Consider the following 16888-nt stretch of genomic DNA (forward strand, 5'->3'; position numbering starts at 1 on the left):
CCTGATCACAATGAGAACAGCCCGAGTTATTTGTTACCTGATATCATCCGCATTTTTACTTAGCTGCAGCAACACTCATACTATTCGCCCTGTCCGTAAGGATATCGTTGAAACAGTTTATGCATCAGGGAAAGTAATGGCTGATAGCGAATATACGGTTTATGCTTTGAGCCCGGGTACTGTTGTAAAAAAGTTAGTCAAAGAAGGCGATGTTGTTAAGAAAGGCCAGTTATTGTATGTAATTAACAATACTGCGCCCGCGGCGAGGTTAGATGCTGCAAACATTACGTATGAAAAGGCCAGGGAAAACGTGTCCCAGGGATCGGCAATATTGAACGATCTGAAATTAGCCATGCAAAATGCTAACATGAAATACAGTAATGATTCCCTGCAATATTTCCGGCTTAAGAATTTGTGGAACGAAAATGTCGGCACAAAAAGCGCTCTTGATAATGCTGAAACGCAATATCGCATATCACTTAATGAAAAAAAATCCGCACAGGAAAAGTACTATTCAACGGTTAATGACCTCAACGTTTCATTAAAGAATGCACAAAGCGGTGTAGCCAGTGCCCGTAATGATTTGAGCAATTATATGATCCGCTCGGAAAGTAATGGCATGATCTACCAGATGATGAAAGAAAAAGGTGAAGCCGTAAGGGCGAATGAAGCGATAATCTTAATTGGGAAATCTGCAGATCGGATAATAAGATTATCTGTTGACCAGCAGGATATCAATTTGGTGCAACCCCGCCAACAGGTATTACTTAAGACCGACGCCACCGGTGACAAAATTTATAATGCCAAAGTAGTCAGAATTTACCCGGCGATGAACGAGGCAGATCAGACCTTTAGGGTAGACGCGGTTTTTACGGGCCAGGATAAGCAGCCTTATATCCATACTTCTGTTGAAGCGAACATTGTAATTCAAAAGAAACAACAGGCATTGGTTATTCCCGTGAAGTCGATTTTGAATGGAGATAGTGTAAAAATAAAAGATGGCAACAAGGTAAAGGCTGTGCCGGTAAAGGTTGGCATCCACACACTGGATGAAGCGGAGATATTGAGCGGCCTTGACGAACATTCTGAGGTAGTTGAATCTTCATCGGACAAATAATATGATGGTAGATACGCTCATAGCAAAACGCCACCTAATGGCCAACAAGAAACAAACGCTTGTGGCCATGCTGGGCGTTACGTTCGGCATAGCAATGTTTATCCTGATGATCAGCTTTATGATAGGGGTTAACCAGTTTATGGAAGATACCATGCTATCATCCACTCCCGATATACATATTTACAATGATATAAAAACCGACTATACCGTTTCTATAGCCGGGGATTATTTCAAGGACAAAAAACTGCTGGTGTCAGTCCGTCACCCTAAACCCAAGCAAGTCAATCTGAACATTAAAAATGCAAGCGGTATTATTAATGACCTCCGAAATGACCCGGAAATAACGCGTGTGTCGCCTTTCCTTAGCACCCAGGTGTTTTACAACTACGGCCCGGTGCAAATTAATGGCTACATCAATGGCGTAAATATCATCGACGAATCAAAGATTTTCGATTTAAGGAGTAAAATGATTGTGGGACAGCCCGAAGATTTATTAAATACAGACAAAGGGATCATCATGGGCAGGGGTCTTGCCAATAAGCTGAATCTCGGCGTGGGTGATATGGTCACTTTAACTACTCCTGCCGGCACCTCTATGAGCTTTAGGGTGGTGGGAATATTTGCTATCGGCATAGGCACCATCGACGATACCCGGAGCTATATTAACCTGGCGAACGTTCAGCAGCTAATGGGGAAAGACAGAAGCTATATAACGGACATCAATGTTAAATTGACCAACAATAAACTTGCGCCCTCTAAAGCGGGTGAACTGTATAAAAAATACAATTACAAATCAGACGACTGGCAGACGGCAAACTCCTCGGTCATGGCGTCCAACATTGTACGCGATGTGCTTACCTATGTGGTCAGCATTACCTTACTTACTGTTGCTGGGTTCGGAATTTATAATATAATGAATATGACCATTCAAAATAAAATGAAAGACATCGCTATATTAAAAGCGCAGGGTTTTTCCGGCCAGGATATTGTGAGAATTTTTTTAAGTCAATCGTTGTTTATTGGTTTTTTTGGAGCCTTGATGGGAGAGATATTGGGTTTTTTACTTTCATATGCCTTATCGCGTGTGCCCTTTCCTCATAATGATTTTATTTCACTCAAATATTTCCCGGTAATATTTAACCCGGCGCATTATTTGTTTGGTCTCGTCTTTGGGGTCATCACGCCTTTCATTGCGGGACTTATGCCATCCATCAAAGCATCCAGGATAGATCCTGTAGTTATATTGCGAGGTTAAAAATGAGTACAGCGCTAAGAGTTGAAAATCTGAATAAATTCTTTCATGAACCAGAAGACTTTCAGGTCCTGTTTGACATCTCGTTCTCCGTAAATAAAGGCGAATTCGTTCCTGTTATAGGAAAGTCGGGCTGCGGCAAATCCACACTGCTTTACTTGTTGAGCACGCTTGACACAGATTACCATGGGAAAATCTTTATTAACGATCGGGTGCTAACGGGTGAAAGCCAGAATAATCTTGCTCGTTTTCGTAATGAAAATATAGGCTTCGTTTTTCAATTTCACTTTTTATTACCTGAATTTACCGTACTTGAAAACGTCATGTTGCCAGCATTAAAGCTTGGCAAACTGAGCCATAAAGAAATTGAAGAACAAGCAATTGATAAATTACGCCAGTTGCAAATGGATAAGTTTGCCCAAAAGTTGTCGTCACGGCTTTCCGGTGGGCAACAACAAAGAGTGGCCATTGCACGGGCATTGATTAACAATCCGACCATTATTATGGCTGATGAGCCTACAGGAAATTTAGATAGCATAAATACAGGTTTGGTATTTGACATATTTAAAGAGCTGTCACATCAAAAGGGTATCACAATACTCACAGTAACCCACGATCTTGATTTTGCAAAAAATGCAGACAGGGTAATAGAAATGGTGGACGGGAGGATCAAGAATTAATTAAAAGACAAACTTTTTTAGGAAACAGGACTAAATAAAAAAGTGACCTTTATCACTTTTTTATTTAACAACAAGCATTTTCTTAATTTATGCCATATTTGATATTTGTGATCAATATCATTTTATATGGAAAGCGCCGCATTATTAAAAGCAATAATTGAAACTGCCATCGATGGAATACTTACAATTGATGAACGTGGCAGGGTAGAAAGTATAAACCCCGCGGCCTGTGAGCTTTTCCAGTATACGCCTGCCGAGGTTATTGGCAAAAATGTCAATGTACTTATGCCGTCGCCTTATCGTGAAAATCATGATGGCTACATCGCCCGCTATCAGCGTACGAATGATCCTCACATTATTGGCATCGGACGCGAGGTTCAGGGGCTAAAAAAAGATGGAACGATATTTCCTTTTCGGCTGGCGGTAAGCGAAGTACAATACCTTGAACGGAAGATTTATACCGGCTTTATTCACGACTTGTCGCGCGAAAAGGATGCCGAAGAAAAGCTAAGGGACTATGCAGCCAAGCTGGAAGAACTGGTCGAAGAAAGGACACTCTCACTACAGGAAACGGTAAAAGCATTACGTCAGGCGAAGGAAGAGGTCAGCATTTCGCTTGAAAAAGAAAAAGAGCTGAGCCAGTTAAAAAGCCGCTTTGTGTCGATGGCATCACATGAGTTCAGGACTCCGTTAAGCGCGATACAACTTTCAGCTGTCCTCATCGAAAAGTATTCCGCACAACAGGATAACCCGAATATTGCCAAGCACATCGCTAAGATAAAGGCTGCAGTAAGTAACCTTACATCTATATTAAATGATTTTCTGTCGTTGGAAAAGCTCGAGGCAGATAAGGTGGAGCCTGTTTATACAAAATTTGACATCGTAAAATTTGCTGAAGAAATAACTGAGGAAATGCAGCTGGTGGCTAAACAAAACCAGATGATCGTGTATCAGCACACAGGCGCGGATAGCAATGTACTGCTCGATTCGGCCTTGCTAAAAAATTGCATACTTAACCTGATTGGCAATGCCATAAAATATTCTGGTGAAAATACTTTTATTGAATTTAATACAGAGATCAGTAAAAAACAGCTGGTCATTAGCATAAGAGATAACGGCATAGGTATACCGGAAAGCGATCATAAACATTTGTTTGAGGCATTTTTCAGGGCACACAATACCGGCAACATACCCGGCACCGGCTTAGGGCTGAATATCGTAACACGGTATACCAACCTCATGAACGGTAAAATCAGCTTTAAAAGCGAAGTAAATAAAGGTACTTCATTCACACTTTCATTTCCAAACCATCATGAAAACGATCCTGATCATTGAAGACAATAACGACATCCGCGAAAGTACAACCGAGATATTGGAATTAGCCGGTTATACAGTTCATCAAGCCGAAAATGGCAAGCAGGGGGTCGATCTGGCCTATCAGCATAAACCCGAGCTCATCTTATGCGATATCATGATGCCTGAGCTGGATGGGTATGGCGTATTATACATGCTAAGCAAGAATGTTGAAACGGCGTCGATTCCGTTCATCTTCCTCACAGCTAAAGCGGAGCGGGTAGATTTTAGAAAAGGAATGGAGATGGGAGCTGACGATTACCTGACCAAGCCCTTTGATGATATTGAACTCCTGAATGCTATTGAAAGTCGCTTAGAAAAAAAGCGCCGCCAGGAAGAATATTACAGTAAGGCGCTGCAAAGTATAGAAAAACTATCGAATGCAAACGGGCAAGGTGCAGCTGAGTTGAAAAGCATTATTGCAGGGCGTAAGATCAGGCAGATAAAAAAGAAACAAGTGTTGTATTATGAAGGTGATCATCCGCAAGGCTTGTACCTGATTATAGATGGCGCTATCAGAACTTTTAAGCTGGCTGAAGATGGCCGTGAGCTAATGATGGGTTTGCATAAGGCTGATGACTACATTGGCGTTAATGCGCTGTTGCTGGATGAAACCTTTACCGAAACTGCCGAAGCAGTGGAAGATACCGCGATTTGTCTTTTACCAAAAGAAGCCATCATCAGCCTCGTAAATAAGTACTCAGATATTTCGATGCAATTTATCAAGATACTGGCAAATAACATCAAAGAGAAAGAGGATCAACTATTGGAGCTTGCCTATAATTCTGTACGCAAAAGATTAGCCCAGGTGTTGGTACGGCTAAGCAAACAGTTGCCTGATCCTTCACAATTTAAAATTTCACGCGATGAACTGGCCTCAATGGCTGGTATGGCCACCGAAACAGTGAGCCGCACATTGAGCGATTTCAAAGACGAAAAACTGATAGAGAAAAAAGGTAGCCACATCCAAATACTCGATCTGAACCGACTGGCGAAGATGAAAAACTGACAACAATCACTTTTCCTGATGACTACCCTCATAGGCTGTGAGAAGCGGCGAGGGTATTTTTGTTCTTATAAATTCTGTTGATAATGAAGGTTGTAGCCTATAGTATAAATCCGTTTGAGAAGGAATTCCTGATCAGGGCTAATCAAAAAAAGCATGATATTACACTGATATCAAATGCATTGAGTATAGAAACGGCAGCATATGCCAAAGGCAAGGATGCAGTATTGGTGTTTACCAATGATGATGTCTCAGAAAAGGTGATAAACAAACTGGCCGACCTTGGAGTGAAATTTATTGCAACGAGATCAAAAGGCACAGATCATATCAATAAAAAAGCATCGGAAAAAAAGGGCATCAAACTGGCCAATGTTCCTTCCTATTCGCCGCAAGCTATCGCTGAACATACAGTGGCGCTGGCGCTGGCATTGGGCAGGCATCTTATTAAAGCGAATGAACGTGCGCACGATTTCGACTTCAGGCTAAATGAGCTTGTCGGGTTCAATTTCAGTGGCAAGACTGTTGGTATAATTGGCTTGGGTGAGGTTGGCTTAGCTGTTGCAAATATCTTTAAAGGCCTGGGATGTAAAGTAATAGGGCATGATATTCAACTGCCCCAAAATGTGATCGATATAGAAATGGCTGAGTTTGATGACTTACTGAGGCAATCGGATATTATATCGCTTCATGTACCGTTAACCGAACATACCAAACATCTCATTAATAAAAATGCCATTAGGCTCATGAAACCAAACGTAATGGTGCTCAACACGTCACGTGGTGGACTGATTGACACAAAAGAAGTATTGAATGCCATTGAGAGTGGCAAGGTAGGCTATTTGGGTTTAGATGTATATGAGTTTGAGAAAGGCTTGTTCTTTGAGGATCATGAGCATGACAAGGATAAGGACACGCTGTTGAAAAAGCTGATCGCTTACCCTAATGTGCTCATTACCCCTCACCAGGCATTTCTAACAAGAGAAGCCTTGCAGGAGATAGCTAATCAAACTATTAAAAACCTCGACTTGTGGCAGGAAGAGAGATGCGTGGGGGATGCTTGCGCTTGCAATAATAATTGCCGCTCAAAAACGGTACCGACCCCGATAGTTCAGGATAATTTTAATCACTTACCATAATGCTTTCGAAATACCTGATCGATAAATATAATGTGGCAGCGCCGCGTTATACCAGTTACCCCACTGTTCCGTACTGGAGCAAAAATACTTTTGATAAGCAATTGTGGGCTGAGCATGTAAAATCAGCCTTTGAGATCAGCAATCAAAAGGATGGCATAAGCTTGTATATTCACCTCCCGTTTTGTGAAAGCCTTTGTACTTATTGCGGATGTAATACGCGTATTACCAAAAATCATGCGGTTGAAGAACCTTATATTGATGCGTTGCTGATTGAATGGGCTATGTATTGCAACCTGTTTACCGATCGCCCTGTGATACGCGAAATTCACTTAGGGGGTGGTACACCAACATTCTTTAGTCCCGCAAATCTGAAATATCTGATCAAAAGCATTTTACTGAACGCCGAAGTCCACCCTGAAGCCGATTTTGGTTTTGAAGGGCATCCGGCCAACACAACTTATGAGCACCTGAAGGTTTTATATGACCTGGGCTTCCGTAGATTAAGCCTCGGTATACAGGATTTTGACCCCAAAGTGCAGTTCATCATCAACCGGATACAAACTTTTGAACAGGTAAAGGAAGTGACTGAATGGGCACGTCAGATAGGTTACACTTCGGTAAATTACGATCTTATTTATGGCCTGCCATTACAAACTTTAGAGAGTTTAACCGACACAATAGAAAAAGTTGGTTTGCTGATGCCTGACCGCATCGCATTTTACAGCTACGCTCATGTGCCCTGGATAAAACCAGGACAAAGAAAATTTACTGAAAAACACTTACCTTCAGCAGAAGAGAAACGTGCCTTATACGACCTGGGGCATAACATGCTGACCGCACTCGGTTATTATGATATAGGAATGGATCATTTTTCGCTGCCGGAAGATACTCTTTACATAGCCGAACAGAATAAAAAGCTTCACCGTAATTTTATGGGATATACTCATCAATATACACGTTTATTGGTTGGACTTGGTGTTTCGTCTATAAGTGATACATGGGATGCTTATGCGCAGAATGTGAAGACGGTCGAAGAGTACATTGCAATAGTAAATGATGGTGAACTGCCTGTAATAAAAGGGCATTTCTTATCTGCCGAAGACATAATTATCCGAAGACATATATTAAACATCATGTGTAAAGGCGAAACAGAATGGAATCATCACATTGAACCTTGTAATGGCCTGATGGAGGGATTAGAGCGCATGCGCGATTTAGTTGGTGACGACCTGGTTGAACTGGGTTCATACTACCTGATCGTAACGCCAACAGGCAAACGCTTTCTTCGGAATATATGCATGGCGCTGGATGCCCGCCTGTGGGCCGATCAGCCTTCTACACAGTTATTCAGTATGGCCGGATAAAGTAGCGCCATATTTTGATTTGATTTTCCGGTAATATCGCACCGTTTTTATCCTGAAAATATCGTAAAACATTCCTGCCAAAAGCAGCATCGCAGGTATATAAAAAACCTGCAATTTTAGTGCTTTATATAAAAGAGCAGAAATAATACAGCCTGAAAAAAAAGAGACAATGATAATCAGCCTTAATAATATGCGGCTGTTCAGCGTGGCGCTTTTGGCCGCTTTTATATCATAAATTTTCCCTGCAAGTTCAATGCCCAGATCGGTAAACATTCCGGTGAGATGTGTGGTACGGACCACCGACCCGGAGATCATTGATACCATGGCATTTTGCAGCCCCATAGCAAAGAGCAGGCTGCCTGCTTTAAACCGCAAATTTTGCACAGGCACAGGTAACCACCAATCAATATTATTTGCCACCATGAGTAAAATAAGTATCTCGACAATGATAGGTATAACATAGGCAAAGCGCTGATTTGGCCCGATCATATTGATAATAATACTGGAAGTAAACGCACCTGCCAGAAATAACAGCATCCACATACCTATAACGAATGCAGTATGCAAATCGCCGGCAGCTAATTTTTCTGCAAATGTGGCAACATGCCCTGTGACGTTGGTAGTAAATACCATGAATGATAAGAATCCGGCGCCATTTACAAATCCGGCAGTAAGCGACAACATACAAGCCAGCCGTACATTGTGTTTATTAGTGCGCTTATGACCGATATGTCTGAGCATTGTTTTGGTCTGTCAAACTAATATACTAAACCTTATCTCAGAAATTGACAAGTCATGAAGCATCTTATCACGATACTCTTTACTGAAGCTTTTCATTTTAGGAATTAATAGCCTGTAATAATCAATGCCCTGCCTTAATTGCTGTTTAAAACTTTCAATATACTTAGCCTTCTTTTCATTAATGGCTAACTTATAATTCGAGATTTCTTTGGCTAAATAATCAATGTATAGATTAAGCTCATTAATAAAAATGTTGCTTCGGTCAGATTTTTTCAGGAGATCATTCTTTCCATAAATATGACCTACTAGTTCATTGAGGGAATATATTCCCGAAAAATAAGCCAGGTTAGGCCCGGGGCAGATTGAAACCCCGGTTTTTTCCTTCGGCCTCAGCATATCGTTTTTAATATATACGGAGGCAGTCAGTCCTTCACATAAACAAACTTTTTCGGTAATCTTGTTAAATTCTTTTTGATACTCCTCATCGGTTAGTTGATAGCTATCTAGTTGTTTTATCTTTAAGCGCTGATATTCCCTGGATGCGGTGCAAATAGGCTGTTCAGTGAATTCAGTATTACTGACAAGGTATTTTTTGGTACATGGGCTGCCCGGGCGGTTCTGAGCTATGCGATGCAGCCGTTGTTTTTCAATACTACCCCCTTTAAAATTATTAAACAGCACACCAAGCGGCGAAACGTTGCTTAAATAAAAATCTTCTTCACAGGCGTTTGTTAATTGATGCAAGGTATCTGCGTCTACGTTAGTCGCTTCGGGTACTAATAAAAACGGACTGCCCCAGCCTGTACTATCCAGATGATAATATCTTCGAAGAAAATTATCTTCATCGGCGGTTCCGATACCACCTTGTACACTAATTTTTTGCTGAGGAATTTCTGGTATACTCCGCCCCTTCGCGTTCAAAGCAGCACGATATATTTCATATAATTCCGTTGCCATAGCCGAGCGGTTTATCTTAAATTCTTCAAGTATCGGACCTAATAACAAGCCATCAGTGGCAAATGCGTGGCCTCCACAATTCAGGCCGGATTCAATACGGAACTCGGAAACCCAGAGACCTTTCTTTGCCAATACTTTGGCTTGTATGATCGCAGAACGATAATTACTCACTTTAAGGATGACCTTCTTACGAAACTTTCCATTTGCATCAGGGTAAAAATCATTAAACGACTCCAGATAGCTAAATAATTTGGGGTTCATGCCGGCTGAAATAACCACAGATGATTCCAGGTCGCTTTCGGCAAACCCCCTTAGTGCGGCAAGCGCATCAGTATTCTCATCTCCGCTATATTTACCATCCTTGTTGTAATTCAGCTTATCTACTTTAGCCATAATATTGACATCGATTGTTCCCTTTATCAACCTGCTTTTCAGAACATGTTCAAATAATCTCCGCTCGCTATTTGCGTCACATTCCTCCAGCAAATCGAAGCCTTGTTTAAGCACTGATTGTTCAGGTAATAAATTAAAATAACGTTCAATGTCACTTCCCGTTTCAAATTGTTCTTCTTTAAGTCTTAAAAACTGATTGTCAACCAAACTATTTAAGAGGTTCAGATAGGCTGTAATACGTCTGGCCCTGCTGTCGTGCTCAGATTTTTTAATCGGGATGTATTCCAAATCATTTTGTGCGCAATGATATTCGCGCATCCGTTCTATTAATTCATCGTCCACAATAGAAACTACTGATGAGATACCATACCGGGCCACTTTTAATGGTGTATCTATAGAATAAGCAAGTCCTAAAACGGGTATATGAAAAGTGTGTGACATAATTTATTGTTTAAGAGAGTTGTATAAAAAAAGCGGCACAGGCCGCTTTCCAATTATCCAGATACGATTTGTCAAATCAACACAGCAATGGTCATTAATACCTGGATGAATACGCTGGCAGCTGATAAAAATAAAATGCTTCTGATACCGGCACCCCCCATACAAGCAATGATCGTGGTGAAGAAGCAGGTTAAGGTGATCAGCAGCACTATAATAGGGGCATTATAGTAATACATTAAAAATGCCGGAAGCGGTAAAAAGAATATACCTTGAACCACAAGGGCCAGGAAATACCACAGGATTTTTCTTTCGTGTTGGCTATCTGCAAAAGCAATGAATTTATTCCATAAACTAACATGAGTATTGCTGGTATGTGCAGCTGTGGCCCATGTGGCCGGTGCATGTGTTTTTAAAGTTGCCATAATGAGTTATTTTATTCTGATACAAATTTCCCGGTTTGAATGCGGTTAAACCTTGATTATGGTCAGCCTAAAAGGTGATCTTGATCACAAATATTATTTGCAAATGCCGGTAGCCGTTTTGACCGATGGACTCAGGTAAGGAATATTCAGATCCATCCCTCGAAGGATGAACCAAAAGCCCAGGCAAACCATAAGATAGGGTAATGCTTTATTTACGCGCCTGCGAAAAGTAGCGTTCATAAAGCCCGAGCTGACAGTTGCAGCCAGCATCAGTGGGAATGTACCTGCCCCAAACCAAAACATGTACTCAACTGCCGATAAGGGAGATGCTGTGTTAATTGCTCCAACTAATGCGAGGTAGACAAATCCACAGGGTAAAAAGCCATTAAGTACGCCAACAGCAAAATTGCCTGCACGGTGTTGTATAGCGTAGTTGATGGCTTTACTTATTGGCGTAAGAAATTTAGAAGATGCTTTGCCATTGAACAGCCTGATCTTGAACATCCGCGAAAAACCTGCCAGAACTATCAAAAGACCACTGGCCAGGCTGATTCCCTGCTGCAAACCAGATATCCAAAGCTGCCTGCCGATAAAGCCAATTATAAATCCAAGTGTGGCGTAAGAAAGCACCCGGCCCAGGTTGTAAATAAATTTATCCGTTAATAGGGAGAGCCAGCCTTTTTGTGAAACAGGGATGGCAAAGGCTAATGGTCCGCACATACCGATGCAATGCAAACTGCCAAATAATCCTACAAAAAATGCAATCTCGTTAACATTCATGGCAAAAACATTTCGCGTTGATACAGATATTTTTTACCGTTGCTTTCCCAGTCGAGCGTTATCTGCCACTGGCCTGCACCAAATTTTTCGAGCGGAATAACAGCCTGATCAGAACCACTTGACTGAAACGTAAGCAACTTATCTTGATTCGGATCAGAAGGCCTCTCAAAACGGATGTGCCCGGCAGAGGCCATGGCAAATTGTATCAGCATGCTCTTGTTTTCAAGTTTGAAATGCGGTGTTACTTTATCAGTGATCACCTGCTTTTCTTTGGCATAGACCGAATCATATGCCAGCCCTTTTTCATAGTACTGATGGTCATAGTCGCCGGGAGAATCCCGGAACATTTGTACCCCTAAAATAACTATGAAAGCGACGAATGCGGACATCCCGATAGCAATGCCGCTACCCCAGTTTAATTTAATCTTCATCATATGGCCCAATAAAAGTTGTACTGATAGTGTTAAGTACTTTACCGTCCTTAACTACTTTTAATTTGATATCTGTTTTGACAGCACGGATGCTTGTTGCAGGCAACATCAGGAAAAAAACTGTCTTTGTAGCGCTTTCTTTATTTAATGTTCCTGGCGCTTGTATGTATTTAATTTTTACCTGCGGATCATCAGCTACCAATTTAATATTCTGTGCTTTGTCGGTTTTATTGATGATGTCGGCATTGTAAATATTGCTGATATAATTTCCCGGCTGCTCCTGGTATAGCATCCCGGCAGAGCGCATTACGGTTACATCCACATCCTGGCGCTGGTAAATAAAATAAGCTAATACACCAAATAATACTACAATAATGACACTATAGGCTTTCATCCGACCGGTAAACGATGGCTTCTTGTTTTCTTCAATCATCTCTTCAGAATAGAAGCCGATCAGGTTCAGATCGCGGTGTATTTTCTCCATCACCTGGTTACAGGCGTCTATACACATAGTGCAGTTAACACATTCAAGTTGCGCGCCTTTGCGTATATCAATACCGGTAGGGCAAACATCTACACATAAGCCACAGTCTACGCAATCGCCTTTAGGTGCCGGATCTTTTCTTGATAGTTTTCCACGAGGCTCGCCGCGTTTGTAATTGTAGGCGACCATCAAAGTATGTTTATCAGTAAGGACACCTTGTAAGCGGCCATAGGGACAGATCACAGTACAAACCAGCTCCCGCACCCGGCTGTAAACTAAGTAAAACATAGTTGTAAATACCCAGATGCTGATAAATCCCACAATATGTTGACTTACGGGCTCGGTAGCAATTTTTATCAAATTCTCACTGCCGATAATATAAGCAAGAAATGTATTAGCGATCATGAAAGACAGAATCACGAAAATGCTGTGCTTAGCAGTTTTCTTAATAATCTTTTCCCTTGTCAGCGGACCTTCATCCAGCTTGCGGCGATATTTGGCGTCACCCTCTATCCATATCTCTATTTTGCGGAAGACCATTTCCATAAATATGGTCTGAGGACAGATCCAACCGCAAAATATGCGGCCAAACGCCATAGTAAAGAATACAATACAGACTATAAAGACCAGCATACCCAGCATGAAGAGGAAAAAGTCCTGCGGCCAGAATACCTGGCCCAGCAGGACAAATCGCCTCTCCATCACATTAATCAGCAACAAAGGTTCGCCGTTTATCCGCAAAAACGGCCCTGAAAAAAACAGAATAAGATAAACATAGCTCAACCAGTTACGGTAATTATAGAACTTCCCTTTCCTGATGATAGGATACATCCACCTGCGCTTTCCCTTTTCCGTGGTTTGTGGCTGCTCCGCTAATTCTGTATTCGACATTCCTTTTTTTTCTTAAAAAAATTATTATAAAATAATGTCATCTCGACGAGTTCTCCCCGACTGTGGTTTGGGTAACGAGGAGAGAACTTATACGCCTGACATGTCTTTGCATGATTTATAAGTTTTCTCCTCATACCCTGCTGTTCCCTACCCATGTTCGTTCGAAATGACATATTTTTTAAATGTTATTTAACTACCATGGCCGTTTTGGCTTTTACTTCTTTTACAGGAGAAGAGCTATTATCATCTGCCATTTTAGTGCCCTGCGGTTCTTTCGGATTAGCCGGGTTACTGCCATGTAATGATTTGATAAAATTGGCCACATCCGATATCTGCTTTGGCGTCAGCTGGCTTTCCCAGGTTGGCATGCCTTTGCTTTGCACGCCATATTTAATAGTCTTGAAAATGTCATTGATCCTATTGCCGTGCAGCCAGTAGTCGTCGGTCAGGTTCGGTCCAACCATGCCTTGTGCGTTATTGCCATGGCAGGCCGCGCACCTTTCCTGGAAAATAGATTTCCCGGCAGTAAGTACTCCCGCATCGGTCGTAAGTTTTACCGTGTTTTCATCCACCTTATCGGCTGACTTGGCTAGAAATGCTGCTTTTTCTTTAGCGGCAACGGCCATTTCGGTTTTATATTCATCATATTGCAATTGACCAACGCCAAACACGTGGTATACCAATAAGTAACCTACTGCAAAAATTATCGTCGCGTAAAACAGGTACATGAACCAGGCAGGCGTCGGATTATTTAATTCCTGTATGCCGTCATACTCATGCGGTATGATCAGGGATTGCTCTTCCGACATCGGTTTTAGCGAGAATATCTTGTTGATACGTTGTGCCCTGGCTGCTTTCTTTTCAGCTTTTAGTACCGATTTATCGACTTTCTTTTCTTCAAGGGCTTCAGGGCCAAGTAAGATTTTGGCAACAACTCTGAATGCTTTTAACACGACATACATAGCTATGCACAATGTGATCAGGGCGAACATAATGGCTCCAAAGCCTATATAATTCATGGTATCGCCCGATAGCAAGCTGCCTTCTTCGGCAAATGCCGGGGTGATAGCGAGAACCAAAAGTGATAAGAATATTAAACGGATCGGTTTCATGGCTCTAAAAGATTAATGTTTTCTTCTGTACAATCTTGTAAAGGGATATCGCTCATGTAATCCACATGCTGTTTGCGTAACCTGAACAGCAGTAGCGTTACAACGATAAAGAATACAAGGAATATAAATAGTGAGAACAAGAGGTAAACCTGGTTACCCTGAATATGCTCTGTGAATTGTCTGAACATGATTTTAATTATTTGCTGTTTTACCTGCTTTAATATCTGTACCGAGCCTTTGCAAATAGGCAATAATGGCTACGATCTCTTTATTACTTTTTACTTTAATATGGTCCTTAGCCAGATCAGCGGATATGCCTTTGGCTTGTTTGTCCAAATCTTGGTTGGCTATTTTATCATAACCTGCAGGATACGGAACGCCTAATTTTTGCATAGCCCGTATTTTGGCGGCTGTGGACGTTGTATCCAGCTTTTGGGTGATCAGCCAGTCGTAATTTGGCATGATGCTTCCCGGCGACATCAGGCGTGGGTCCATCAAGTGATTGTAGTGCCAGGAGTTGCCATATTTGCCCCCTTCGCGCTGCAGATCTGGCCCTGTACGTTTCGATCCCCACAAAAACGGGTGATCATAAACAAACTCGCCCGCTTTACTGTACTCACCGTATCGCTCCGTTTCAGACCGAAATGGGCGTACAGTTTGTGAGTGGCAATTAACACAACCCTCACGTATATAGATATCGCGTCCCTGTAACTCTAGCGGAGTATAAGGTTTTACACTGGCTATGGTTGGGATATTAGATGATATTGTGAGCGTAGGCATCAGCTCCACAAACGTTCCGATCAGGATCACGATCAATGAGGCAATTAGGAACCATATAGGTTTGCGTTCCAGTCTGCGGTGCCAGCGTTCGGTGCCTGCTTCAGGATTAAGTTTTGGTAATGGCATTGCTTCTGCAGCTTCATTAGCAACCAACTTGCCCTGAACGGCGGTTTTGTACAGGTTATAAGCCATTACGATAACGCCTGTCAGGTATAATGCACCGCCAACTGAACGCATTACATGCATTGGCAGGATACGCATGGTTGTTTCGAGGAAACTTGGGTATTTAAGGATACCCTCTGGCGTAAACTCTTTCAACATCAACCCCTGAGTGAAACCGGCCCAGTACATCGGTATGGCATAAAACAAGATACCCAGCGTACCGATCCAGAAGTGGAAGGATGCCATCTTTTTGGAATACAGTTCTGTTTTATAAATGCGCGGTACCAGCCAGTAGAGGATAGCGAAGGTTAAGAAACCATTCCAGCCTAAAGCGCCAACATGAACGTGTGCGATGATCCAGTCGGTAAAGTGACCGATAGCGTTTACCTGTTTTAAGGATAGCATTGGGCCCTCAAAAGTGGCCATACCATAAGCCGTCAGACCAACCACCATGAATTTGAGTGTCACGTCATCACGCACCTTATCCCAGGCGCCACGCAGGGTAAGCAAACCGTTGATCATACCACCCCAGCTTGGAGCAATAAGCATTACAGAAAATACGACACCTAGTGATTGCGCCCAACCAGGTAGCGTAGTATATAGAAGATGGTGTGGGCCGGCCCAGATATAAATAAATATCAACGCCCAAAAGTGCAGGATACTCAGTTTATAGGAATATATCGGCCTGTTCGCCATTTTAGGCAGGAAGTAATACATCATGCCCAGGTATGGCGTGGTTAAGAAGAATGCAACCGCGTTATGTCCATACCACCACTGCACCAGGGCGTCCTGTACACCGGCAAATACCATATAGCTTTTGAAGAAGCTAACAGGTATCTCAACCGAGTTAACAATATGCAATACGGCGATGGTAACAAATGTTGCGATGTAAAACCAAACTGCTACGTAGATATGACGCTCGCGGCGTTTGATGATGGTACCGAACATATTGATACCAAACACCACCCAAACGATGGTGATCAGGATATCGATCGGCCATTCCAATTCAGCATACTCGTGCGAAGTGGTAAGCCCGAGCGGTAAGGTGATGACCGCTGAAACGATGATCAGCTGCCATCCCCAAAAGTGAATCTTGCTTAATACATCGCTGAACATGCGTGCTTTCATAAGCCTTTGCAGCGAGTAATAAATGCCCATAAAGATGGCGTTACCCACAAATGCGAATATCACTGCATTAGTGTGTAATGGGCGTACACGACCAAACGTGGTGTACTGGTTGTGCATGTTCATTTCGGGTTTGTACAATTGGATTGCAACTATCAGGCCCACCAACATGCCGATGATGCCCCATATTACCGTCGCAATACCAAAATTCCGGACGATCTTGTTATCGTAGTAAAATTTGTCGGGTTGCATAATTATTTA

At 42.2% G+C, this 16888-nt stretch carries 16 protein-coding genes; 7 read left to right on the forward strand and 9 right to left on the reverse strand.

From position 1 onward, the window contains the following. Positions 1 to 10: 10 nt before the first annotated feature. The 7 genes from VIM89_RS05460 (at position 11) to hemN (ending at position 7908) form a co-directional block, all read left to right on the forward strand. Entirely contained in the window at positions 11 to 1117 is a 1107-nt protein-coding gene (locus tag VIM89_RS05460; protein WP_488155124.1) for an efflux RND transporter periplasmic adaptor subunit, read from the forward strand. Between the two features lie 37 nt (positions 1118 to 1154). Continuing rightward, positions 1155 to 2372, forward strand: a complete 1218-nt coding sequence (locus VIM89_RS05465) for an ABC transporter permease (RefSeq protein ID WP_488155125.1) — start codon at positions 1155 to 1157, stop codon at positions 2370 to 2372. A gap of 2 nt (positions 2373 to 2374) precedes the next feature. Beyond that, positions 2375 to 3049 (forward strand): ABC transporter ATP-binding protein, encoded by a 675-nt coding sequence (locus VIM89_RS05470; protein ID WP_488155126.1) that lies wholly within the window; start codon positions 2375 to 2377, stop codon positions 3047 to 3049. Positions 3050 to 3175: 126 nt separating this feature from the next. Further along, positions 3176 to 4384, forward strand: a complete 1209-nt coding sequence (locus VIM89_RS05475; protein WP_488155127.1) for a PAS domain-containing sensor histidine kinase — start codon at positions 3176 to 3178, stop codon at positions 4382 to 4384. After that, on the forward strand, positions 4362 to 5411 hold the full coding sequence (locus VIM89_RS05480; protein ID WP_488155128.1) for a response regulator: 1050 nt from the start codon (positions 4362 to 4364) through the stop codon (positions 5409 to 5411). Before VIM89_RS05475 ends, VIM89_RS05480 begins: the two co-directional genes overlap by 23 nt. An 83-nt stretch (positions 5412 to 5494) precedes the next feature. Continuing rightward, positions 5495 to 6544, forward strand: a complete 1050-nt coding sequence (locus tag VIM89_RS05485; protein WP_488155129.1) for a 2-hydroxyacid dehydrogenase — start codon at positions 5495 to 5497, stop codon at positions 6542 to 6544. Next, positions 6544 to 7908: an oxygen-independent coproporphyrinogen III oxidase gene (gene hemN, locus VIM89_RS05490; RefSeq protein WP_488155130.1), complete on the forward strand. Its 1365-nt coding sequence runs from the start codon at positions 6544 to 6546 to the stop codon at positions 7906 to 7908. The genes VIM89_RS05485 and hemN overlap by 1 nt, the downstream gene beginning before the upstream one ends. Here hemN and VIM89_RS05495 read toward each other — a convergent pair. The 9 genes from VIM89_RS05495 to ccoN all read right to left on the reverse strand — a co-directional run bounded on the left by VIM89_RS05495 (position 7888) and on the right by ccoN (position 16879). Continuing rightward, positions 7888 to 8649, reverse strand: coding sequence for a YoaK family protein (locus tag VIM89_RS05495; RefSeq protein WP_488155131.1), 762 nt, complete (start codon positions 8647 to 8649; stop codon positions 7888 to 7890). The genes hemN and VIM89_RS05495 overlap by 21 nt on opposite strands. Before the next feature lie 12 nt (positions 8650 to 8661). Beyond that, complete coding sequence (locus VIM89_RS05500) at positions 8662 to 10440, reverse strand: hypothetical protein (RefSeq protein WP_488155132.1); 1779 nt, start codon at positions 10438 to 10440, stop codon at positions 8662 to 8664. Between the two features lie 71 nt (positions 10441 to 10511). Then, on the reverse strand, positions 10512 to 10862 hold the full coding sequence (locus VIM89_RS05505) for a hypothetical protein (RefSeq protein WP_488155133.1): 351 nt from the start codon (positions 10860 to 10862) through the stop codon (positions 10512 to 10514). Between the two features lie 93 nt (positions 10863 to 10955). Beyond that, complete coding sequence (locus VIM89_RS05510; protein ID WP_488155134.1) at positions 10956 to 11642, reverse strand: sulfite exporter TauE/SafE family protein; 687 nt, start codon at positions 11640 to 11642, stop codon at positions 10956 to 10958. Then, positions 11639 to 12076, reverse strand: a complete 438-nt coding sequence (locus VIM89_RS05515; protein WP_488155135.1) for a FixH family protein — start codon at positions 12074 to 12076, stop codon at positions 11639 to 11641. Before VIM89_RS05515 ends, VIM89_RS05510 begins: the two co-directional genes overlap by 4 nt. Further along, a complete protein-coding gene (gene ccoG / locus VIM89_RS05520; protein WP_488155136.1) occupies positions 12063 to 13448 on the reverse strand; it encodes a cytochrome c oxidase accessory protein CcoG in 1386 nt (461 codons plus the stop codon). The genes VIM89_RS05515 and ccoG overlap by 14 nt, the downstream gene beginning before the upstream one ends. 185 nt (positions 13449 to 13633) lie before the next feature. Further along, positions 13634 to 14560 carry a cbb3-type cytochrome c oxidase N-terminal domain-containing protein gene (locus VIM89_RS05525; RefSeq protein ID WP_488155137.1) on the reverse strand — a complete coding sequence of 309 codons (927 nt, stop codon included), beginning with the start codon at positions 14558 to 14560 and terminating at the stop codon, positions 13634 to 13636. Beyond that, positions 14557 to 14748, reverse strand: coding sequence for a hypothetical protein (locus VIM89_RS05530; RefSeq protein ID WP_488155138.1), 192 nt, complete (start codon positions 14746 to 14748; stop codon positions 14557 to 14559). Before VIM89_RS05530 ends, VIM89_RS05525 begins: the two co-directional genes overlap by 4 nt. 4 nt (positions 14749 to 14752) lie before the next feature. Next, the gene (ccoN, locus tag VIM89_RS05535; protein ID WP_488155139.1) at positions 14753 to 16879 is read right to left on the reverse strand and encodes a cytochrome-c oxidase, cbb3-type subunit I; all 2127 of its coding nucleotides are present in this window, start codon (positions 16877 to 16879) and stop codon (positions 14753 to 14755) included. Positions 16880 to 16888: the final 9 nt, after the last annotated feature.

Origin of the sequence: Mucilaginibacter sp. (assembly GCF_036568825.1) — a bacterium.
GTDB lineage: Bacteria > Bacteroidota > Bacteroidia > Sphingobacteriales > Sphingobacteriaceae > Mucilaginibacter.